General features: G+C 66.8%; 15 protein-coding genes. 5 read left to right on the forward strand and 10 right to left on the reverse strand.

The features are described 5' to 3' along the window. Positions 1–383 precede the first annotated feature (383 nt). From R4I43_RS21730 to R4I43_RS21740, 3 genes are read right to left on the reverse strand one after another with little or no spacing between them, the layout of a single operon-like run. Entirely contained in the window at positions 384–2,813 is a 2,430-nt protein-coding gene (locus R4I43_RS21730; RefSeq protein WP_324267520.1) for an alpha-L-rhamnosidase-related protein, read from the reverse strand. Then, on the reverse strand, positions 2,810–4,204 hold the full coding sequence (locus R4I43_RS21735; protein WP_324267521.1) for a sulfatase family protein: 1,395 nt from the start codon (positions 4,202–4,204) through the stop codon (positions 2,810–2,812). The genes R4I43_RS21730 and R4I43_RS21735 overlap by 4 nt, the downstream gene beginning before the upstream one ends. Then, positions 4,201–5,475, reverse strand: a complete 1,275-nt coding sequence (locus R4I43_RS21740; protein WP_324267522.1) for an MFS transporter — start codon at positions 5,473–5,475, stop codon at positions 4,201–4,203. The genes R4I43_RS21735 and R4I43_RS21740 overlap by 4 nt, the downstream gene beginning before the upstream one ends. 177 nt (positions 5,476–5,652) lie before the next feature. Here R4I43_RS21740 and R4I43_RS21745 point away from each other — a divergent pair, with 177 nt between their 5' ends. Then, the gene (locus tag R4I43_RS21745) at positions 5,653–6,642 is read left to right on the forward strand and encodes a LacI family DNA-binding transcriptional regulator (protein WP_324267523.1); all 990 of its coding nucleotides are present in this window, start codon (positions 5,653–5,655) and stop codon (positions 6,640–6,642) included. A gap of 5 nt (positions 6,643–6,647) precedes the next feature. Here the strand turns inward: R4I43_RS21745 and R4I43_RS21750 are convergent, their stop codons facing one another. The 6 genes from R4I43_RS21750 to R4I43_RS21775 form a co-directional block, all read right to left on the reverse strand. Next, complete coding sequence (locus tag R4I43_RS21750; RefSeq protein ID WP_324267524.1) at positions 6,648–7,610, reverse strand: PDR/VanB family oxidoreductase; 963 nt, start codon at positions 7,608–7,610, stop codon at positions 6,648–6,650. Between the two features lie 57 nt (positions 7,611–7,667). After that, entirely contained in the window at positions 7,668–9,017 is a 1,350-nt protein-coding gene (locus R4I43_RS21755; protein WP_324267525.1) for an SCP2 sterol-binding domain-containing protein, read from the reverse strand. 399 nt (positions 9,018–9,416) lie between these two features. Next, complete coding sequence (locus R4I43_RS21760) at positions 9,417–9,881, reverse strand: winged helix-turn-helix transcriptional regulator (RefSeq protein ID WP_324267526.1); 465 nt, start codon at positions 9,879–9,881, stop codon at positions 9,417–9,419. A 221-nt stretch (positions 9,882–10,102) separates the two neighbouring features. Next, positions 10,103–10,576 carry a winged helix-turn-helix transcriptional regulator gene (locus R4I43_RS21765; protein ID WP_324267527.1) on the reverse strand — a complete coding sequence of 158 codons (474 nt, stop codon included), beginning with the start codon at positions 10,574–10,576 and terminating at the stop codon, positions 10,103–10,105. Between the two features lie 196 nt (positions 10,577–10,772). After that, on the reverse strand, positions 10,773–12,239 hold the full coding sequence (locus tag R4I43_RS21770) for an MFS transporter (RefSeq protein WP_324267528.1): 1,467 nt from the start codon (positions 12,237–12,239) through the stop codon (positions 10,773–10,775). 245 nt (positions 12,240–12,484) lie between these two features. Beyond that, on the reverse strand, positions 12,485–13,057 hold the full coding sequence (locus R4I43_RS21775) for a winged helix-turn-helix transcriptional regulator (RefSeq protein WP_324267529.1): 573 nt from the start codon (positions 13,055–13,057) through the stop codon (positions 12,485–12,487). 274 nt (positions 13,058–13,331) lie between these two features. Between R4I43_RS21775 and R4I43_RS21780 the strand changes: the two genes are divergently transcribed. The 4 genes from R4I43_RS21780 to R4I43_RS21795 are packed head-to-tail and all read left to right on the forward strand — an operon-like array spanning position 13,332 to position 19,773. Further along, positions 13,332–14,747, forward strand: a complete 1,416-nt coding sequence (locus R4I43_RS21780) for an MFS transporter (protein ID WP_324267530.1) — start codon at positions 13,332–13,334, stop codon at positions 14,745–14,747. Further along, positions 14,747–15,778 carry a LacI family DNA-binding transcriptional regulator gene (locus tag R4I43_RS21785; protein WP_324267531.1) on the forward strand — a complete coding sequence of 344 codons (1,032 nt, stop codon included), beginning with the start codon at positions 14,747–14,749 and terminating at the stop codon, positions 15,776–15,778. The genes R4I43_RS21780 and R4I43_RS21785 overlap by 1 nt, the downstream gene beginning before the upstream one ends. A 34-nt stretch (positions 15,779–15,812) precedes the next feature. Then, positions 15,813–17,321: a sulfatase family protein gene (locus tag R4I43_RS21790; protein WP_324267532.1), complete on the forward strand. Its 1,509-nt coding sequence runs from the start codon at positions 15,813–15,815 to the stop codon at positions 17,319–17,321. A gap of 25 nt (positions 17,322–17,346) precedes the next feature. After that, positions 17,347–19,773 (forward strand): beta-glucosidase family protein, encoded by a 2,427-nt coding sequence (locus R4I43_RS21795; protein WP_324267533.1) that lies wholly within the window; start codon positions 17,347–17,349, stop codon positions 19,771–19,773. Between the two features lie 290 nt (positions 19,774–20,063). Here the strand turns inward: R4I43_RS21795 and R4I43_RS21800 are convergent, their stop codons facing one another. Beyond that, on the reverse strand, positions 20,064–20,744 hold the full coding sequence (locus R4I43_RS21800) for a GntR family transcriptional regulator (protein WP_324267534.1): 681 nt from the start codon (positions 20,742–20,744) through the stop codon (positions 20,064–20,066). Between the last annotated feature and the right edge of the window lie 47 nt (positions 20,745–20,791).

A 20,791-nucleotide genomic window follows, 5' to 3' on the forward strand; every position in this document is an offset into this window, starting at 1 on the left:
GGTCGAGTTCGCGAGGCAACGAGTCCAGCATGGGCCGCCTTGGACACCGCATCGGGCTGGTGCCCGCTGACGTCGTTCGGTGGTGAGGCCGGCGTCGGCGGCGGTGTTGTGGCGAGCTTCGCGGCCCTTGGACAATGCACGGCACCTGCCTGGAAAATGTACATGGGAGATAGGGGATTGAGTTAGCTGGCGGCCTCGAACTTGACTGAGGGGCCTTGCGGACGTGTCTCTCGGCCACACGATCACCAGGGCGTGCGTGGGCCGTGCCCGGGATTCGTGCAGAGCAGTCAGTCGCCGTCGCGAGTGCCACCGCCGAGCGTACCGATTCCGCAGAACCCAGGGTGATCGCAGCGTCTTTGAGTGCCCGCGGATGCCCAGAATCATCAACTGCGCCGAATCAGTTTTTGGCGGTGATCACCGGCGGGGAGGGCGTGTCGTTCGCCGTCCAGATCGACGAAGACGATGGGAACGGGGCTCGTGATCTCGGCGTTTCCGTCTTCGACGCTGACCGAGATGGGGCCGTGCGGGGTGGGTGCCGTGCCCGCGAGGCCGGTGAGTGTCCCGGGGCGGGGCGCGACCCTGGCGATGGCAAAGCCTGGTGTTTCCGGTGTGACCCCGAGAATGTAGCGGGTCAGGTCTTTGGTCGGTGTGGCACTCCAGCCGTGACACGGTGTGCCCCAGCCCCATGCTTCGCCGAAGGTGTCGAAGCCGTCGCGCAGGAAGACCGTCCAGTCGCGCAGCGACGAAAAAAGCTCGTCGGTGCGCCCCGCGAGTGCGTAGGCGTCGTGGACGACATAGCTGAAGAATGGTTCGGCCCGCACGATCTGCGAGTCGGGGTCCCAATCGATCTCCCAGGAGCCTGCCGAGACGCGGTCCCATTTGGCTGTGTCGAGACCTCCGCCAACCGCTCCGAGCCAGGAGCGGGTCACGAGCCGCGTCGGTTCGCTGATCCGGTCGATGATCTCGTGCCACCGGGATTTCGGGGCGAGTCCTGAGACGATCGCGGCAGCATTAGTCGCCTGTGATGCGGGAGCGAGGCGCTGGCCCTCCGCGATGGAGTCCACGTAGAGGCCGCGTTGCGCATCCCAGAAGTCGTCGAATCCGCGAGCCGCTCGCGTATGGAGGTCGGTTGCCCAGCGCGCTGAGGCGGTGTCTCCGTTGAAGGCGCAGATCTCGGCGTACTCGCGGAGGGCGCGTCCCCACAGCGCCGTGAGCGCGGCGCTGCGGCCTTCGGTGAGGACGCTGGACCAATCGATGAGGTTCCAGTGTGGTACGTCCTCGATCGTCCCGCGTTCGTCGGTGAAGTCGGCGAACCAGTTGAGCACGCCGCGTGCGGCGGCGAGTGCGCGGGACACTTCGGGAACGAGTCCGGCGTAGCGGTGCAGCGCGTGGACGCCGTGGATCCAGTGCAGTGACCAGGATGGGATCGTGGTGCCGCCTGCCGCTTCGACATCGCCGGCGACGCTCATGGGGAGAAGTCCGTCCGGTCGGGGTGATCGTCCCAGCTCGACGTAGGCGCGGGCGGCGCGCCAGTCGTGGTTGGCGACGAGGTGCACCGCCTGGTGCACCACCCCGTCGCCGACCCAGGCGCGTTGCTCGCGAGTCGGGCAGTCGGTGAAGGCATCGCCGGAGTTCACGCGCGCGGTGCGCACTCCCGTCGTCCAGAGCGCGTCCAGTTCGGGGTCGGCGGAGGTGAAGGACGCATCTCCGGTGATGGGTTGCAGCAACTCCTGCACGTGGACGTCCGTGAGGGAGATCCGTCCGGCGGTGGGCGGCCGCACGTGGACCGTGGCCGAGCGCATTCCTGCTACATCCGGGGCGTGATAGGTGTCGGCCGATCCCCGGGCGATGTAGCGCAGACCGGAATGCGGCGAGAGGGGATCGGTCGTGTCGGCGAATCGTTCGTGGAAGGCGATGTCAACCACCGTGTCTTTGGCGGCATCGAGGCCGAAGACGAACGCGCCGACGACGATGCGTCCGAAGTCGATCTCGAACACCAGCTCCTCGCCGTCACCGAGCACCGCGTCGTGGGCGTCCACGTGCCGCAGGGGTTTCCGCGCCGAACGGGCCGAAAGCGCGGGATGTTCTTCGACCCGGCCGTATTCGATCGTGAACGCCGACATCGTGGCGGGCAGCATCGCGTCGCCGCCGAGTGGTGGGATGCTGCGCGGAAGCAGTCGCCCGTACGGGGCGACCGGAGGAATCCACCTGCCGGCCGCGCCACGGTGCGCCGCGCGAAGCGGGACCGCCGCAGGCCAATTGTCGTCCGGGAAGCCCGGTTTGGCCCAGTCTGCGGGCAGTCGTCGTGCGTCGAACCGCATCGCCGGAACACCGTCCATTCCGGTGCGCGGAAAGGGTTCCCACGCATCGGTCGGCAGTGCCCGCCACGTCGTGCCGGAGGTGAGGGAGACATCACCGATCAGGCCGTCGACGAACAGCGCCGGTGCGGTGCCGAGTCGCCCGGAGGGCACAGGGCGCTGCCAGATCGCGTTCGACTCGCCGAAGTAGGTCACGAGCACAGCGAGCACGTTCCGGCCGGGGCGGAGCTGCCCGGCGATCTCCCATTCGTCGTAGTGCCAGCGATGTGGCTGCGAACGTTGCGGTCCCCGTCCCACTTCGGTTCCATTGGCGAGAAGAACGTACCGGGAGTCGGCCGTGATGCGGACGACGGCCTCCGCAGGGCTGACCGGTAGGGTGAACGACCTCCGGTACAACACCCGGCTGAACTGCCCGTCCGCCTCGGTGACGGCAGGGCCGATCCATCCGCCGGCCACTTCGTGGGGGTCCCGCCCCTTCGCCGCGATGACCGTCACGGAGCCGGTTCCTTCATCGTCGACTGCCATGCGCCGTCGGGGCCGGTGCTGCTGCCGACGGGGTTGTTGACCTCGGAGTAGTGCTCGAGCCCGCCGCGGTGCAGGTAGGTCTCGGCCGGAAGGAACTCGTCGCCCAGCCGGGTGAGCCAGTGGTCGAGTTGGCGGTCGAGGTCGGCGAGAAGTGGGGCCGACGAGGGCTCGTCGCAGAGGTTGTGCAGCTGCAGCGGGTCCTCGACGTTGTCGTAGAGCAGCCAGGGGCCCTGGAGCGTGCGGATGTAGGTGTGCCGTGCCGTGCGCACCCCGCGGTACTCGCCGATGCCGTAGGTGCGCGCCCACAGGATGGGCACGGGCATGCCGATGAACGCAGAGGACGGTGGCGTCGCCCCGAGAACGTCCGTGCCCTGCACGGTGTCCGGTACCGGCAAGTCGCTGAGGCCGAGCAGGGTGGGCATGAGATCGGGCGTGTTGACCGGAACCGGGTTCCGGTTTCCCGACCGACCGAAACGCTGCGGATAGCGCACGAGCAGCGGGACCCGGACCGACTCGTCCCACGGGCAGACCTTGACGTCGTGCTGGATGCCCTGCGAGCCCATCATGTCGCCGTGGTCGGAGGTGAAGACGACGATCGTGTTCTCGGCGGAGCCGCTTCGTTCCACGGCGTCGAGCAGCCGGCCGACGCATTCGTCGAGCGCCGCGATGTGCGCGTAGTAGCCGCGCAGGGCTTCTGTCGAGGCTTCAGCCATCTCGGGTGGCACGTTGCCCCGCAGCTCGATCGAGGTATTTTCGTACAACGCGCGGAAACGCTCAGGGGCCGTGTGCAGGGGAAAGTGCGGCGGTCCGAAGGACAGCACGAGGAAGTAGGGGCGCTGGTCATCGCTGTCGGCGATGAACGCGCACGCGTCGGTGGTCTGGGCTTCGGCGTCGTACCCCTCCCAGTACTTGCGTTCGGTGTCCGCGCCTTCGTAGTAGAACGATTCGTTGTAGTCGTGGGTGCACTCGGCGGCCTTCCAGTGCTCGAACCCGAACTGCTTCTCGCGGGGTACCGGATCCTTGCGGCGCCCGTAGCGGCCGTCGGGGCTGCCGTGCAGATGCCACTTGCCGATGTAACCGGTGCGGTAACCTGCCTCGCGGTACACCTCGCCGAGGGTGGGGCCCTTCGGTTTCAGCTCCACGTCGTTGATGTAGACCCCGTGCTGTAGCGGGTACTGGCCGGTGAGCAGGCTTGCGCGGGCCGGACAGCACACCGGAGCACCGGAAATCGCGTTGCCGAAGTCGACCGATTCCGCGGCGAGCGCATCGATCCGGGGCGTCCGCGCATTCGGGTCGCCCGCGTGCCCCACCGATTGCGCGCGCCACTCATCGGTGAGGATGAACAAGACGTTCGGCTTCATGCGGATCCTTCCTTGATCGCTTCCGTCGTGGCGGGAGCCGGCTCCAGAGGCCGGTGGAGGCGGGGTATCCACAGCAACCCGACGAGGGCGGAGATGACGGCGCACACGAAGATCCCGATGAAGACCGTGCGCGGCATCGTGGTCAGCATCGTCGGCACGACGAGTGCGAGCGTGGCCGCGATGATGCGGGTGAAGGCCATGGTCGCGCCCTGAGTCGTGCCGCGCAGCAGGGTCGGAATCAGTTCCTGCGCCCACACCTTGTAGAGCGGTTCGCCGGCGAAACTGCTGCCCAGAACGAACAGGAAGACGACGAACAAGATCGAGACCTGAGAGGCCCCGAAGAGCGCGAGCGGTGCCCAGCTGACCAGGATGAGGACGGTTCCGAGAGTGGCGAACAGGCGACGCCACCGCGAATCGACGACGGTCATGAACAGCACGCTCGCCAGGAAGGAGAGCACCGTGGCGATCACCGCAAGCCGCGAGAGCGTCTCGATGTCGCCGCCGGCCAGCTTCGTCCACAGGTAGCTCTGGTACTTGCCGTTGATGCTGGCTCCGACGTTCCAGGTCGCGTAGTAGATCCCGGTCGCAAGCACGGCGAACACGATCGGACGTCGGAAGATCTGCCGGATGCGCACCACGGATGGTGTCACGGCGTCCGTAGGGGCGGCGCTGCGGGCGGTGAGCCATTCCTGCGATTCGGGAAGGCTGATGCGCAAGAGCAGAACGAGGACGGCGACCCCCACCAGACTCCAGAAAATGATCCGCGCGCCGGGGGCGCCGAGGTGCCCGACGAAGCTCACCACCAGCTGCACGGACACGATGCCGAGCCCCCACTGCACCTGGGACAGGCTCACCATGCTGCCCTTGCGCTTGCGCGGCGCCGCTTCGTTGGCCAGTGCCAGCGCGACCGGGAGGTCCGCGCCGATTCCGAGTCCGGTGAGGATCGCGCCGGGGTAGAGCATCCACGTCGCGCTCGCGGAACCGAGCACGGCGGCGCCGACCGCGAAGACCACCAGCGCGAGCGTCAGCACACGGCGCCGGCCGAATCGATCGCCCAGCCGCCCGCCGAACAGCGCTCCCGCCGCGAACGAAAACTGCTGGCAGGCCAGCACCGCGCCGATGATCGCGGGGGTGAGCCCGAGTTCACCGGCATAGAGCACGCTGATCGCGATCCCGGAGCCGACGAGAGCGGCGGAATCGAGGTAGGACGCCATTCCGGCTAGTACGGCTGTGCGCCATGGTCTGGACGGCGATGCCACTGGGGGTGCCATGCGAGCTCCTCATTGAGCTGACTGAATGTAGATCGATCTACGTTCGCTTGGAGTCGTCGTGTAGATCGGTCTACAATGCTGACGTCCCGGCGCTTGCATGTCAAGGCATGATGATGGCCGGTGAACGTGTGGAGGGGAGGCGTTGTGCGGGGCCAGCGAGCGGTCACGATTACGGACGTGGCGCGAACCGCCGGGGTGTCACGGGCGGCGGTGTCGAAGGTCATCCGTGACGCGTACGGGGTCAGCCCCGAGATGCGATCAAGGGTTGAAGCAGCTATCGAGCGGCTGGGTTACCGGCCAAGTGTGGCGGCGAGGGCGATCCGCGGTCCGAGTTTCACCATCGGGTTCGAACTGCACGAGATCGAGAACCCGGCATTGAACCGGATTTTGAGCGGTGCCGTAGCCGAAATCGCTCCCACGGATTACCAGTTGATCGTCGCTCCCGCGGTCGCCGGGGGCGAGGGACACCGCGCGATCGACGCACTCGTCGATCTGCGGGCCGACGGGCTCGTTGTGGTTGCCCCGCACGCGGCGTCGGACTGGCTGGAGAAGCTGGCATCCAGAATGCCGGTAGTCCTGCTGTCGCGCCACGATCGCTCCGAGAACTACGACATCGTCACCGGTGACGATGTCGCGGGCGCCAGGCTGGCAATGCACCACCTCATTTCGCTGGGACACCACAGGATCGCCCACCTCACCCGTGGCGAGGAGACCACCACCCGGGAGGGCACACCCCCCGCGGTCCGACTGGAGGTCTACCTCGACGAGATGACGCAACGGGGCCTTGCCCGCCACATCAAGGTTGCGCGAGCCGCCACACCAGGCGATGCCCGCCGGGCGACGAGTGACCTGCTGGCTTCCGCGAACCCACCGAGCGCGATCTTCGCCATGAACGACGACCTCGCCATGGAGGCGCTGCACGTCGCGCAAGAACGAGGTCTGAGCGCATCCGATCTGTCGATCGTGGGCTACGACAACGTGCGCCTCGCGGGACACCGAGCCATCTCGCTGACCACTATTGACCAGTCAGGCGACGACTTGGGTCGCTGGGCGGTGCGCCTCCTCCTCGAACGGATCGATGGCCGCACGCAGGTGAAACGCGAGACGACCCAACCAAGTCTGATCGTGCGAAATTCCACCGACCACCCACGTTCCGAACAGCACTAACGCGATCAGAGATCGAGGACCAGGCGGTTACTGCTGGCGCGGGAGACGCAGATCATCATCACGTTGCCTTCCGCGCGTTCCTGGTCGTTGAGGACCGAGTCGCGGTGGTCGATCTCCCCGGACAACACCTTGGTCTCGCAGGTTCCGCAGATTCCCTCTTCGCATGACGACATCATCGACACACCAGCGGCTTCCACCGCCTCGAGGACGGAGATGTCCTCCGGAACCGTCAGCGTCGTGCCGGTCTGTGCGAGCTCGACCTCGAAGGTCGAGCGTGGGCCAGCGGCGAGGTCCTTCCTCGCGGAGAATCGCTCAACGTGCAGAGCCCCGCGCGGCCATTTGTGACTGCCGGCTTCGACCGCTGTGAGCAGCGGTTCCGGGCCGCATGCGTAGACGGCTGTCCGCCGTTTGGGCTTGCCCAGAAGCGAAGGCAAATCCAGCAGCCCGTATTCGTCCTGCGGTCGCACGCTTACGCGCTTTCCGTACGCCTGATACAGGGTCTCGCGGAACGCCATCGACGCTCGGGTGCGACCCCCGTAGACGAGCTGCCAGTCGGCGCCGCGTGCGTCTGCGGCCGCGACCATAGGCAGGATCGGGGTGATGCCGATGCCTCCTGCGATGAACAGGTAGCGCTTGGCTTTCACGAGCGGAAAGTTGTTGCGGGGACCGCGAATGCGAACCGAGTCACCTTCGGAGAGCACGTCGTGCACGTAACTCGATCCGCCTCGGCTTTCCGGTTCACGTAGCACCGCGACCTGCAGGCGAGAGCGATCCGCCGGGTCCCCGCACAGTGAGTACTGCCTGACCAAGTCTGCTCGGAGAACCAGATCGATGTGCGCGCCCGGTTCCCATGCCGGCAGCGCCCGACCCGCTTCGTCGCGCAACGTCAGCAGTACAACGCCTTCGGCGATCTCTTCTTTGCGTTCCAGCACGACGTCGTACTCGGTCTCGGTGCGGCGAGTGCTCATGATTGCCCTTCCATTTCGCAGTGATTCGTTCGAGAGGTTCGTGCCGTGCGGACCGGCCTAGGACGGGAAGCAGCGACCGAACGCGCGAAGCAGCCGCGGCGAGCCGTGCAACTTGATACGTCCACGCAGTAGTGCCCACGGCAAGACCGATTGCTTGGTCAGAAAGCGCAGCCAGGTACGCGAGTCGGCGGTGATCTTGAGATCTGGCTTACCCTGGTGTCCCTCGGCGATGTCGAGTTGATGGTCGTGGATCGTCACCGTGATCTCGCGAGACTCGTCGCCGGTGAAGGTGAAGTGGTAGGTCGCCGAGAGCCCTTCGGCCTGCTCGCGCTGAAAGACCACCGGCATGCCTTCCACCAAGCCCTCGATGCTGCTTGCTCGCAGGCTTTGTCCTACTTGCTTGGTGCGCTTGTGCGGGTAGCGGCGAGCCACGTACTGCTCGGCGTCGGATCCCGCAACGACGTAGACGGTCTCTTCCTTGTTCTGCAGCGGACGGACTACCTGGTCGAGGTGCGACTTGCGATCACCCAGCCAGGGCCCGATGACGTCCTCGCCGGCCGGGCAGACGGCCATGCAATTAGCCGCCTTGTAGTTGGCACCGAAAGAGAGACTTTGCCACATGGATGCGGTCTCGCTGTCATCGACTCGCGAGCGGTAGTCGGCGGCGTCGCGGCTGTCAGCGACGTTCTCGACCCAGTCACCGAAGCCGCCCATGAATTCGCGGTAGTTGTGCGTGTAGCAGGCGGAGAAGTCGAAGTGACCGTCGGAGGCGATGGCCCCGGTCGGGCAGGCCGTCACGCACAGCTTGCATTCCAGGCAGGGATTGAACTCGATGGGCTGGGATTGGTCGCTGACCTCAGCCTCGACCAGAATGGTGCCCAGCAGGATGAAGTTCCCGAATTTCGGGTGGATGACGTTGCGGTGGATGCCCATCTTGCCGAGCCCGGCAGCGACGGCGACCGGCTTGTGCCCGACAATCCAGGTTTTCCTGGGGAACTTCTCCATTTCCATGGGAAAGCCCATGGCCGGGTTGATGGCGCGCACCCCCTTCGCTTCCAGTTTGGCCACCACCTGTCTGGCCACTTCGTTGGTGTGGTCACCGGTGTGATGAAACTCCAGGTTGGCCACCGAGCGCGCCGGCGTGCGGATGTTCTCCCGATTCATCCGGCACACGAAGCTGATCAACGTTCGGACACCCGGCAGCGCGGCGTCCAGGTCCTCTCGCTGGTCGGCAACCTCCGGCCGGTCGATCTCAACAAAGCCGACGTCGTCCGCACCCGCTTCGAAACAGAGCTCGCGCAGCCATGACGCATCGAGAGGCTTGGCGGGCACGGTGCTGCGGTCGCGCTGCTGTTGGCGAACCTCGACGACGGTCGGGTGATCGTCGAGTTTGTTCCTAGTGGTCATCGGGCGTCACCTCGCGGGGGGCAGTGAATTTCATGAAGCAACTCGCGCCCTACCTGCCTAGGTTGCGTGAAGCAACGGAGCAGCTTGTTGGTGTGAGCCCGTTGAGCCGGCACGACGCGTTCATCGCGGTGTCCCCATGGGGGAGGTTTCTGCGAGGTGTTGTGCTAATGCTGAACGACGACGTCCGGATGCGTGCGGCCGCGTTGGTGGCTCAAGGGTCGAGCGGGATGGTTGCCGAGCGGTTACGAGTTGGCGCGGTCAGTGCAGCGAAGGTGCTGTGCATGGGAGCGGGGCGAATGCGGACATTCCGACCAAATGGTGGCCTCGAAGTCCAAGGCGAACGAGCCAATGTGCTGGAGGAGCAGGATGTAGCGCGTCGATCCAGGAAGACTGCGCTGGTTAAGAAGGGGAGTCGGCGAGTGCTGGGCCGGGAAGCATGAGAATAGCGTCTTGTCCCACCGCTTTTCCGCATTCTGTGCACACGAGCTGTTCCCGAACGTCACCCCCGCATCCCGCGTGGCTGACGATCCGCGGCGGGCCGGCAGGGTTCTCGGCGTGCTCGTCGCCCCAGTGCATCAGGGAAACCACAGCGGTGAGCAAGTCTTTGCCCTTTCCCGTCAGTTGGTACTCATAGCGGGCGGGTCGCTCCTGGTAGCAAACGCGCACCAGCAGGCCATCGTCGACGAGCTTGGAAAGGCGGTTGGTGAGCACGTTGCGGGCGATGCCGAGGCTCTCCTGAAATTCCTCGAACCGGCGCAAACCAAGCTGCACGTCGCGAATGATCAGCAAGGTCCAGCGCTCGCCGACGATCTCGAGGGTGCGGGCTATGGAGCACAGCTGGTTGTCGTAGGTTCGGCCCAACATGCTACTAAGCTAGCACGTTGCGCCAAGCAACTGACTGCATTGAGGCGTGCGCTGGGAAAGGAGACGCCGTGCATCCCCGCCTTCGTCTTGAGGGTGCGGGCTTGTCCTGTGTGAGGCGAAAGCGGGCCCTTGGCGCAACGGGGCGGCAGCTCGCCAACGGTGGCGTGCGGGCTAGCTCTGAACCGCGTGTGGCGGGTCTTGGATCAATCGTTGCTGCGGCGTCAAGGCCGAGTCGGGAGGACGCACAAGTCCTCGGGCGGGATCTCTGATCCGTCCGGTCCGCACACCTGGACGCGCACGGGGGCGCCGGTGCTCGCCTCGACCACTCGCAGTGGGCCTCCGCCGTCCTGCAGGTAGGCGTCTCCCCACTGCATCAGAGCCAGCAGGGTGGGCAGCAGCGCCCGGCCCATGTCGGTGAGGACGTACTCGTAGCGAGTTCGCTGGCCTTCTTCGCGGTAGGGGCGCTTGTCGAACACGCCGATCTCGGCCAGCTCCTTGAGCCTGGTGGCCGCCGCCGCCTCGGTGATGCCGATTCGGCTGGCGAAGTCGTGGAACCGCGTTGTGCCGTAGAACGCCTCGCGGAGCAGCAACATGGCTGTTCGCGTGCCAACCACGGAGAGGGCGAGGTCGACTGAACAGTGCGTGGCACGCCACTCGTCGCGGTCCGCGAGCGGCCCGCCCAACTTCATCGCCATGCCTCCAGGTTACCGCTGGCTCGTCAACGGTAGAGCCAGCCGAGGCGAGTCCGATCGCATTCGAAGATCGAGGAGCGCGCAGCAGAACCATGGCCAAGATGGACGGGGAATGAAGCGCACGACATCGTGGATGCCCCACCGTGTTGTCTTTCAGATCGGGCAGTGAGTGCGTCGCCCGCTTCCGCGTCGAACATGGTCATTGCTGCGTTGGTGAGCGGAGTGTTGTCGAGCTGGTGGAGGTGGACGGCACGTGTTCCTCCTGTCGGGGCTGGTGAGTGTCGTTGGAGTTCCGGCGGGCTGCGATCGCGCACCCTGCCAGAGCGCTGGTCAGTGCAGCGGCGATGAGGAAGAGCCACCCGCGGCGGAAGGCGTCGAGGTCGGGGTGCCCGTCGTAGAGGACGACGAGCGCCGCGGTGCCGAGCACCGCGCCGATCTGCCGCGCGGTGTTGATCATCGAGGAGCCGGAGCCCCATCGTTCCGGCGGCAGCACCTGGCTCACCACGCCGGAGAGGCTGGGCATGACCAGCCCGACTCCCGCTCCGGTGAACATCTGCCCGGGCAGCAATCCACCCCCGTAGTCCGGTGATGGGCCGAGCCGCCACAGCCAGATCGCGGCGCCGATGGCGAACAGGACGCCCCCGAGCGCTGCCGTCGGTCCGGGCCCCAGCCGACTGGTCAGTCGACCGCCGAGGGTCAGCGAAACCAGCACCATCATCAAGGGGCCGGGGGAGAGCCAGAGCCCGGCGACGATGGCCGGTTCGCGCCACAGGCCCGTCAGGAACAGCACGTTGCCGAACAGCATGCTGGCGAACGCCGCGGTGAAGAGCAGCATCGCCATGCATGCCAGCCACAGGTTCGGCGCGCGCAGCGAGGGCAGGTCCAGAACCGGGACAGGATGACGATGCGACCGCTGCACCACCCACAGTAGGCTGAGCACGGCCGCCGCGAAACCGGTGATCACGCCGGGGTTGTTCCAGCCGTGGTCCGTGCCCGAGACCAGGGCCCAGGTCAGCGCGCCGACGCCGACCGCCAGGCCGACCGCGCCGAGCAGATCGGGCACCCCGGAGTTGGTGTCGCGGCTTTCCCGGAGCACGCGGGGGCCGAAGATCAGGGCGAGCAGCCCGACCGGGATGTTGACCAGGAACACCCAGCGCCAGGAGAGCTGCAGGAGCAGGCCACCGAGCGGTGGTCCCAGCGCTGCGGCAACGCCGCCGACCGCGGCCCAGATGCTCACCGCGGTCGCCCGACGTGCTGGCGGGAACGCGGTGAGCAGCAGGGCCAGCGAGGTCGGCATCACCAGCGCCGCACCCACGGCCTGCAGCACCCGGAAGGCCACGAGCAACGGGATCGAGGGAGCGAAGGCGCAGGCGGCGGAGCCGGCGGTGAACACGGCGACGCCGAGGAGGAAGACGAGCCGGCGGCCGTACCGGTCGGCCAGGCGCCCGGCCGGGGCCAGCAGGGCGGCGAACGCGACGGTGTAGCCGTTGAGGACCCACGACAGGGTGGCCAGGCTGGTGCCGGGAAAGGCCAGCTGGATGTCCGGGAAGGCGATGTTGACGATGAACAGGTCCAGGCTCGCCAGGAACGCCGCCGCCGACACGAGCAGCAGAACCACTCCTGGTCGCGCCACGACTCGCGACGACGTGCCGGTGCTGGCGGTCATGACGCCTTGCCTCACAGCGCTCGGGAATGTTGAACGAGGCTGACTATAGCCGACCATAGGCAGAGTGAGGTTCGCTGCGGAACTTCGAAATATCCGGTGCTGTTCTCCGCGCCGTGTGATCTGGGGCCCAGGCGGGCGCGACGATCTCGGCGAGTTCGGGGGTGACCGCATCACGTCTCGGAAGGGTGTGCAGGCCGCCCACGCCGCGTCCTTGGGCGCGGGGAGGTCGGGCGAATAGGAGGTGATCAGTCGCGTCGGTGCATGGCGGGGTTCAGCCGAATCTCGATGTCGTCGGACGTCACCTCTGGCACGGGGTCTGCTGTGGCGCGGACTTTCACGGCTCGGGCGGTGCCGGCCTCGACGAACGACAGCGGGCCGCAACCCTGCTGCAGGTGCTTGTCGCCCCACTGCATCAGCGACAGGAGCACGGGCAACAGGTCCTCGCCGGCCTCGGTCAGCCGATACTCACCGCGAACCCGACTGCCTGGTTCCTGGTAAGGAACGCGGGTGATGACCTGTGCGGACTCCAGCTGTTTGAGCGCCCGCGACACCGCGGGCGCGGAAGTCCCGATCCGCGACACGAAGTCTTCGAACCTGGTTGTGCCGTAGAAGCACTCGCGGACCACCAGGAACACCGTCTTCGTGCTCAACAGCTCAAGTACCCGCGCCGCCGAGCACCGGTCACCGATCGACCACCTGTCCCGGTCGCGCAGTCGCTCCTCGAACCCCATCGCCATTCCCGACGCAGCAGCCTTGGCGCTCCATATTCTTGGAAGGCTGAAGTGCGCTGGCCGACACCCGGCCTGCGCGGTCGCCATGGCTGATCCCGATCCCAGTGACCGCGCCTGTCTGGATTGGCTCGGTGCGAGTCGTGTGCACTGACAACTGCCGCAACCCCAGGGGAGCCCGGTCGCTTGAGTGGGCACTCCTTGACGCCTTGGTCCGGCGAGGCTGCCTTCCGCGGCGTTGCGCGATGGCCGCCGAAGTCCCTGCGGGTCCCCCTCGCATGCTGGTTTCAAACGATTGAGCGTTGTGCTCAAACGTTTGAGTACTTAGCTTCAGTGGAGCTGACTCAACGGAGAGGCTCCGCAGATGACCAATGTGCACGCCGCACGACAGCGCCAGGCGGTGCGCGCCTTCGGATGGCGCGACCGGGTCGGCTACCTGTTCGGCGACCTCGGCAACGACTTCACCTTCATCTTCGCCTCGGCGTACCTGACCGTGTACTACACCAACGTCGCCGGGCTCAACGCGGCGCACGTGGGCACCGTGTTCCTGATCGCCAGGCTGATCGACGCGTTCACCGACGTGGGCTGGGGCCGGTTCCTCGACCGGCACAGTCCTGGCCGAGGTGGTCGTTTCCGGCCCTGGATCGCTCGGATGGCGATCCCCGTGGCGGTGGCGAGCACGTTGATGTACGCGCCGTTCACCGCCGACTGGGACTACCCGGTCAAACTCGGCTACGCGGCGGCGACCTACCTCGTGTGGGGGTCGATCTTCTACACGACCACGAACATCTCCTACGGCTCGATGGTCTCGGTCATCAGCGAGGACCCGCGCCACCGCGCATCGCTGTCGGTGTTTCGCGGGCTCGGGGCCAACAGTGCCGGGTTGATCGTGTCCCTGGTGCCGCCGCTGCTCATCTACGGGATGGTCGACGGCAGGTCGCAGATCGTGCCGTTCCGGTTCTTCGCCACCGCGCTCGTGTTCTCGGCGTGCGCGGCGTTGTTCTACTTCCTGTGCCACGCCGGAGTGCGCGAGCGAGTTGAAGCGCCGGAGCCGACCGAGCGACGTGGCTTCGGCCGCCTGCTGCGGGTGCTCGCCGGTAGTCGACCGCTGCTCGTGGTGATCGCGTCGAACATCGTCATCATGCTGGCGAGCCTGTTCCTGTCGACGATGGCCGCGTACCTGTGGCTCTATCACTTCAACAACGGGGCGATGTCCGGACCGTCGCAGCTGGCGATGTACGTGCCCGGTCTCCTCCTCGCACCCATCGCCGCGCGCATCGCTTCGCGGTTCGGCAAGAAGGAAGTGCTCATCGCCGCACTGCTCGGCGCGGCGGCCGTCTACCTCCTGCTCTACGCGCTGCGGGTCAGCGACCCGTGGGTCTTCGTCGCGCTGAACCTGCTGGCGGGCTTCGGGATCGGGTTCTACAACCTGCTCGTCTGGGCAGTCATCGCCGACGTCATTGACTCCGAGGAACTGCGCAGCGGCGAGCGCGACGACGGATCGATCTACTCGATCAACACCTGGGCTCGCAAGGTGGGCCAGGCCGTTTCCGGCGGTATCGGTGGCTACGCCCTGGCGTTCGTCGGATTCCAGAGCGGCAATCCCGTCCAGAGCCGCTCCACCGTCGAGGGGATCTACGCGCTGGCGACACTGGTGCCCGGGGTGCTGTTCGCCGTTGCTGCCGCCGTGCTGATGCTGTTCCCGCTCAACAGAGCCCGAGTCGCCGCCCAGACGGCGGAGCTCGACGCCGCGCATGCCGCGCGGAACCGGGAGGCATGATGCGTCCGACCCTGAAGGACGTCGCCGAGCGCGCCGGCGTGTCGGTCTCGACGGTGTCCTACGCCCTCAACGACTCCTCGAAGGTGGTGCTGTCGGCCGAAACCCGGGCGCGCGTGCGGCGCATCGCCAAGGAGCTCGGCTACATCCCCAACAGCGTCGCCCGGTCGCTGCGCTCCCGATCCAGCCACACGGTCGGGATGCTGGTGACCAAACCTCTCACCAATCCGCGCTTCGCGGCGATCGTGCAGGGAGCAAGCGTCGCGCTCGCCGAGGAGCGGATGCACCTCACCATCCTCTCCGATCCCTCCAGCGACGCCTACCTCGAGGACTACCGCAGCGGCAGGCTCGACGGCATCGTGTTCGTCGGGCACGACGACGAAGCGGTACCGCACGCCTTCGCCGAAGCCTCGCGACTGGAGGGTCTGCCGTTCGTCGCGCTCGACTGCGGCCCAGCCGCGGACAACGCTTCCTACTCCACAGTGGACTTCGATTACGCTCTTGGTGCGCGGCAGATGATCGAACACGTCGCCGGACGCGGTTGCCGCGTCGTGCTGCACGTCCAGCCCGAGGTCCCCTCGCGCGCCAACCGGCAACGGGAACAGGCGGTGCTGCGCGCGCTCGCCGAGCACCCCTCGCTGTCCCTCGGGGTCGTCTCGACCGGCCTGACCAGCGAGCGGCTGCGGGAGTTCGAAACATCCCCGACGAACGCCGACGACTACGCGCGCGAGGTCGCCCAGCGGGTCGGCACCGCCCTCGCGGCGACGCACGAGGAGCCGGACGCGGTCGCCGTGGTGTGCTCGTGGGGTGCGGACGTGGAAGCGGTGATGTCGACGGCCCGGGTGCGCGCCGATGGAATCTTCGTCGGCGCGATGGCAGGCGGAACGCCCTCGCCGCGGATCTGGCCCAACCTCGCCTACGCGCGCCTCCCGCTGGAACGAGCCGGAGCGCAGAGCGCGCGACTGCTGATGCAGGAAGTCCTCGGCGGTCCGCACGAACACCTCGTGCTCGAACCCGAGCTGGACGCCTCCTGACAGCGCGATGACCAACCAGAGAGAGCAGGAACCGGTGACACGCACGAACATCGTCTTCATCATGTCCGACGACCACGCGGCGCACGCGATCTCGGCCTACGGCAGTCGCGTCAACAAGACCCCGCACCTGGACCGGATCGCCGATGAAGGCATGCGGATGGACGCGACGTACTGCACCAACGCGATCTGCAGTCCCTCCCGCGCGACGATCCTCACCGGGACTTACAGCCACATCAACGGAGTCTCGTCCATCTGGACCGAAATGGACTACCGGGTACCCACCTTCGTCGAATCCTTGCGGGAGCACGGTTACGCCACAGCGCTGTTCGGCAAGTGGCACCTCGGCGAACACGGGACCTCGCTGCCGCGCGGGTTCGACGACTGGAAGATCTTCCCCGGGCAAGGCGACTACGTCGACCCCGAGATGATCGACGCCGATGGCACCTCGACGATGCCGGGCTACGCCACCGACATCGTCACTGACCAGGCGATCGACTGGATCGACAACCGCGACCAGGACAAGCCCTTCTGCCTGATGGTGCACCACAAAGCACCGCACCGGCCATGGGTCCCGGATGAGAAGCACCGGCACCTCTACGCCGACGGCGCCATCCCGGAGCCCGAGACGTTCTTCGACGATCACGCCACCCGCAGCAAGGCCGTGCGCGGCGTGCACATGACCATCGCCGACGACCTGGGCGCCGACGACCTCAAGTCCGACGTTCCCGAACACCTTCGCGGTCCGGAGAACCGTGAGGCGCGGATGCGCTGGAAGTACCAGATCTACATGCGCGACTATCTGCAGTGCATCCAGTCCATCGACGACAACGTCGGACGTCTGCTCAACCACCTCGACGACGCCGGGCTCGCCGCGAACACGCTCGTCGTCTACACCTCCGACCAGGGCTTCTTCCTGGGTGACCACGGCTGGTTCGACAAACGGCTGATGTTCGATCAGTCGCTCCAGATGCCCATGCTCCTCCGCTGGCCCGAGCAGATCGCCGCAGGAAGCCGGCGCGAGGAGATCATCACCAACGCCGACTTCGCGCCGACATTCCTGGACGCCTGCGGCCTAGACGTCGCAGACGTGCTGCCGGCCGCGCAGGGACGCAGCTTCCTCCCGCTGCTGCGCGGCGAACAGGTCACCGACTGGCCGGACGCCGCCTACTACCGGTACTGGGAGCACGACGATCCCATCCACAACGCACCCGCCCACTACGGCATCCGCACCGCCGACCACAAGCTCATCCACTACTACGGTGCCGGGCTGGGCGTGCCCGGCGCCTCGGAACGGATCTTCGAACCCGAGTGGGAACTCTACGACCTCCGCAACGATCCAGCCGAGCTGAACAACCTCGCCGACGATCCCGCGCATGCCGAGATCCGCCGCGATCTGGAGGCGAAACTGGCCGAATACCAGCGGCACTACGCCGACGAGCCCTACACCGGGCCAGGCACGCCGCAGCCGCAGTGGGGCCCGCACGACGCCGACATGCTGGCCAGAGTCGAGAAGTACGTCGCAGGCATCCGCGCGACGAGCTGACGTTCAACAGAGGGGATACCAACGCATGACTGCCACCGATGACCACCTCGATGACCTCGTCGGCAAGCTCGGGCTGGAGGACAAGGTCCGATTGTTGACCGGGCGGGATTTCTGGACGACGTGGCCAATCGAGGAGATCGGATTGCGGCGGATGATCGTCTCGGACGGTCCGAGCGGGGTGCGTGGCGAGGTGTGGGACGAGCGGTCACCGTCCCTGAACCTGCCGTCGGCGACCTCGTTGTCCTCGACTTGGGACACCAGCATCGCTGCGCGTTACGGCGCGATCGCCGCCGTCGAAGCTCGCCGTAAGGGAGTGGACGTGGTGCTGGGACCGACGATCAACCTGCACCGCTCCCCCCTGGGCGGCAGGCATTTCGAGGCGTTCAGCGAGGACCCCCTGCTGACCGCCCGGCTCGCTGCCTCCTACGTGCGGGGGTTGCAGGACAACGGCGTAGGGGCCACGCCGAAGCACTACGTGGCCAACGACTTCGAGACCGACCGGTTCACCGTCGACGTGCGGTTGAGCGAACGCGCTCTGCGCGAGGTCTACCTGCGGGCGTTCGAGGACGCGGTGGTGCAGGAGCGGGCGTGGTTGGTGATGAGCGCCTACAACTCGATCAACGGTGCCACGGCAACCGAGAACGAGCTGCTGGAGACACCGCTGAACAGCGAGTGGGGCTTCGACGGTGTGGTGATCAGCGACTGGACGGCTGTGCGCAGCCTTCGGAGCGCGGAGCACTCCCAGGACCTGGTGATGCCGGGCCCGGAAGGGCCGTGGGGTGAGGCGCTGGTCGAGGCGGTCCGCGGCGGCGTCATCGTCGAAGCCGTCGTGGATCGCAAGGTGCGCCGCATCCTGCGCCTGGCGGCTCGAGTCGGCGCGCTGGAGGGCTTCGAACCGGTCCGGCCGGTACGTTCGGAGGACGGGGTCGCCTTCGCCCGGGAGGCCGCTGCGGAGGGCTCCGTCCTGCTGGCCAACGACGGGGTCCTGCCGCTGTCCGACCCCGCTCGCATCGCGGTGATCGGCCACAACGCGCTTCACGCCCGAACCCAGGGCGGCGGGAGCGCCACCGTGCTCCCCGAACGCGTCGTGTCCCCGCTGGAAGGCGTGCGGGCGGCGTTCCCGGGCGCCGAGGTGTCCTACTCACTGGGCGCGATCGTGCAGGAAGGGCTGGCTGAGCTCGACCGTGACGCGATGCGCAACCCCGTCACCGGCGAGCCCGGGGCGCGAGTCGAGATGCTCGACGCCGAGGGCGCACTGCTGTTCACCGAGGACCGGCTGGCCAGCGGCCTGGTCTACTTCGGCGGAGACGCGCCCATCGGCGAGCTGGCGACCTTGGTATTCGAAACCGACTACACACCAACCAATCCCGGCCCGCAGCGCATCGGCTTCGCGTCGGTAGGCACCGGGCGCGTCCTCGTCGACGGCGAGCTGCTCGCCGAGCACACCACCGAAGCCGTCGGGACCGACCTCGGCGCAGCCTTCCTGTCGCCTCCAGCGGTGTCGGCACCGGTGCATTTCCGCTCCGGGCGCAGCGTGCGGCTGCGCGTGGAGTTCAGCCCGCAGCGGATGGGCGGTGGCCTGAGCAACGCCTTGAGCATCACCATCGGCACCGAACCGGCGGACGTGGACGCCGACGAGCTCATCGCCGAGGCCTCCCGCGCCGCAGCCGAGGCCGATGCCGCGGTGGTCGTGGTGGGCACGAACTCCCGCGTCGAATCGGAAGGCTACGACCGCACTGATCTGAGCCTCCCCGGGCGTCAGGACGACCTCGTGCGCGCGGTGCTGACGGCGAATCCGCGCACCATCGTGCTCGTCAACGCGGGGGCTCCAGTGCTGCTGCCGTGGCGGGAGCACGCCGCGGCGATTGTGCTCAACTACTTCGCAGGCCAGGCCTACGGCTCGGCCGTAGGCGACATCCTCACAGGCGCTCGCGAGCCCGGCGGCAGGCTGCCCACCACGTGGCCAGCCGCGATCGACGACGTCCCGGTGCTGAACGTGACTCCCATGAACGGGGCGCTCGCCTACGACGAGGACGTCCACATCGGCTACCGCGCCTGGCTGCGCGCCGGGACGACACCGGCCTACCCGTTCGGCCACGGGCTCGGATACACGACCTGGGATCTCACCGACGTCACCACGACCGATTTCACCGACGGCATCGCCACGGTTGGCCTGACCGCGCACAACACCGGCAACCGAGCGGGCAAGCACGTCGTGCAGGTGTACGCGTCGCGTCCCGATTCCGCGGTCGATCGCCCCGTCCGCTGGCTCGTTGGCTTCGCCACCGTCCGCGCCCAAGCCGGGGAAGCGGTGAAGACGCGCGTCCCAGTGCACGAGCGCGACCTGGCCCACTGGGACGACGGTTGGAAGCACGAGCCGGGCGAGTACACCCTGCACATCGGGTCAAGCGCCCTCGACATCTCTACGACCACCTCGCTGCGGGCCTTCTAAGCGGAATCACGAACCGACTTGCTGGACACACGTTGATCGAGGACTTCGTCACCGCCGCTGATCACGGTCCGGTAGGAGCCCTTGAGCTCGTCGGCGGTGAGGGCGTTCCGTCGTGGGTTGGTGAAGCCTCGCCCCCTTGACGGTTACGTGTTGCGGTGGCGAGCGGTTTTGTGGGTGTACATGTCGAGATCAGCGGCGTGGAGTAGGTCGGATGCCGGCAAGGTGGCGTTAGTGGTGGTCGCGAGTCCCGCCCTGGTAGTCCGTTCTAGATGTGGCGATCGGGTTACACGTCAGCTGGTGGTGGAGTCTGGGTTGGCCCAGCGTCCCCGGACTTGGCTGATGTGGGCCCGCATCACTGATTCAACTGCGTTCTGATCACGTGATTCGATGGCGTCGACGATGGCGTGGTGTTCGTTCGCGACGTCGACGAGTTCTCCGCGTTCGCGGAGCGCTGTCAGTCCGAACAGGCGCGTGTGGGCGCGGAGGTCTGACACGAGGTTGGTCATGCGCGGGTTGTTGGCGTAGGAGAGCAGACGCAGGTGGAAGACGCGGTCGGCTTCTGTGTAGTCGACCAGGTCACCGGCCTCGGCATGGGTGACGATGTTCTGGGCGAGTTCCCGCAGCTCGGCGAAGTCACCTTGCGGGATGATGGGAGTGACTTTGCTGACTGCGGGTGGTTCGATCAGCAGTCGGATCTCGGTGATCTGGTCGAGGTCGGCTTCGCTGATTTCGGTAACTCGGAAGCCCTTGTTGGGCACGATCTCGACGAGGTCCTCGCGCACCAGGTCGAGCATGGCCTCACGGACAGGCGTGGCCGAGACCCCGAATCGTGCGGCGAGCGAAGGTGCCGAATACACGACGCCTGGCTCCATCTCACCGGAGATGATCGCAGCCCGCAGCGCCCGCCCCACGCGGTCACGCATGCTGACCTTTTCCATCTGAACCAGCTTCGGAGCCACCTTCACCTCCACGATTTGTCACCACATGGTATGTGACGTGGTACTGCTGGCGCTGAGCC

Source organism: Saccharopolyspora mangrovi (assembly GCF_035320975.1).
Taxonomy (GTDB): Bacteria; Actinomycetota; Actinomycetes; order Mycobacteriales; family Pseudonocardiaceae; genus Saccharopolyspora; species Saccharopolyspora mangrovi.

Bases quoted from the DNA above. Each gene is read 5' to 3' on its own strand.
- R4I43_RS21735 (WP_324267521.1), bottom strand. From the start codon at position 4,204: ATGAAGCCGAACGTCTTGTTCATCCTCACCGATGAGTGGCGCGCGCAA.
- R4I43_RS21795 (WP_324267533.1), top strand. From the start codon at position 17,347: ATGACTGCCACCGATGACCACCTCGATGACCTCGTCGGCAAGCTCGGG.
- R4I43_RS21770 (WP_324267528.1), bottom strand. From the start codon at position 12,239: ATGACCGCCAGCACCGGCACGTCGTCGCGAGTCGTGGCGCGACCAGGA.
- R4I43_RS21765 (WP_324267527.1), bottom strand. From the start codon at position 10,576: ATGGCGATGAAGTTGGGCGGGCCGCTCGCGGACCGCGACGAGTGGCGT.
- R4I43_RS21775 (WP_324267529.1), bottom strand. From the start codon at position 13,057: ATGGCGACCGCGCAGGCCGGGTGTCGGCCAGCGCACTTCAGCCTTCCA.
- R4I43_RS21780 (WP_324267530.1), top strand. From the start codon at position 13,332: ATGACCAATGTGCACGCCGCACGACAGCGCCAGGCGGTGCGCGCCTTC.
- R4I43_RS21740 (WP_324267522.1), bottom strand. From the start codon at position 5,475: ATGGCACCCCCAGTGGCATCGCCGTCCAGACCATGGCGCACAGCCGTA.
- R4I43_RS21760 (WP_324267526.1), bottom strand. From the start codon at position 9,881: ATGTTGGGCCGAACCTACGACAACCAGCTGTGCTCCATAGCCCGCACC.
- R4I43_RS21755 (WP_324267525.1), bottom strand. From the start codon at position 9,017: ATGACCACTAGGAACAAACTCGACGATCACCCGACCGTCGTCGAGGTT.
- R4I43_RS21785 (WP_324267531.1), top strand. From the start codon at position 14,747: ATGCGTCCGACCCTGAAGGACGTCGCCGAGCGCGCCGGCGTGTCGGTC.
- R4I43_RS21750 (WP_324267524.1), bottom strand. From the start codon at position 7,610: ATGAGCACTCGCCGCACCGAGACCGAGTACGACGTCGTGCTGGAACGC.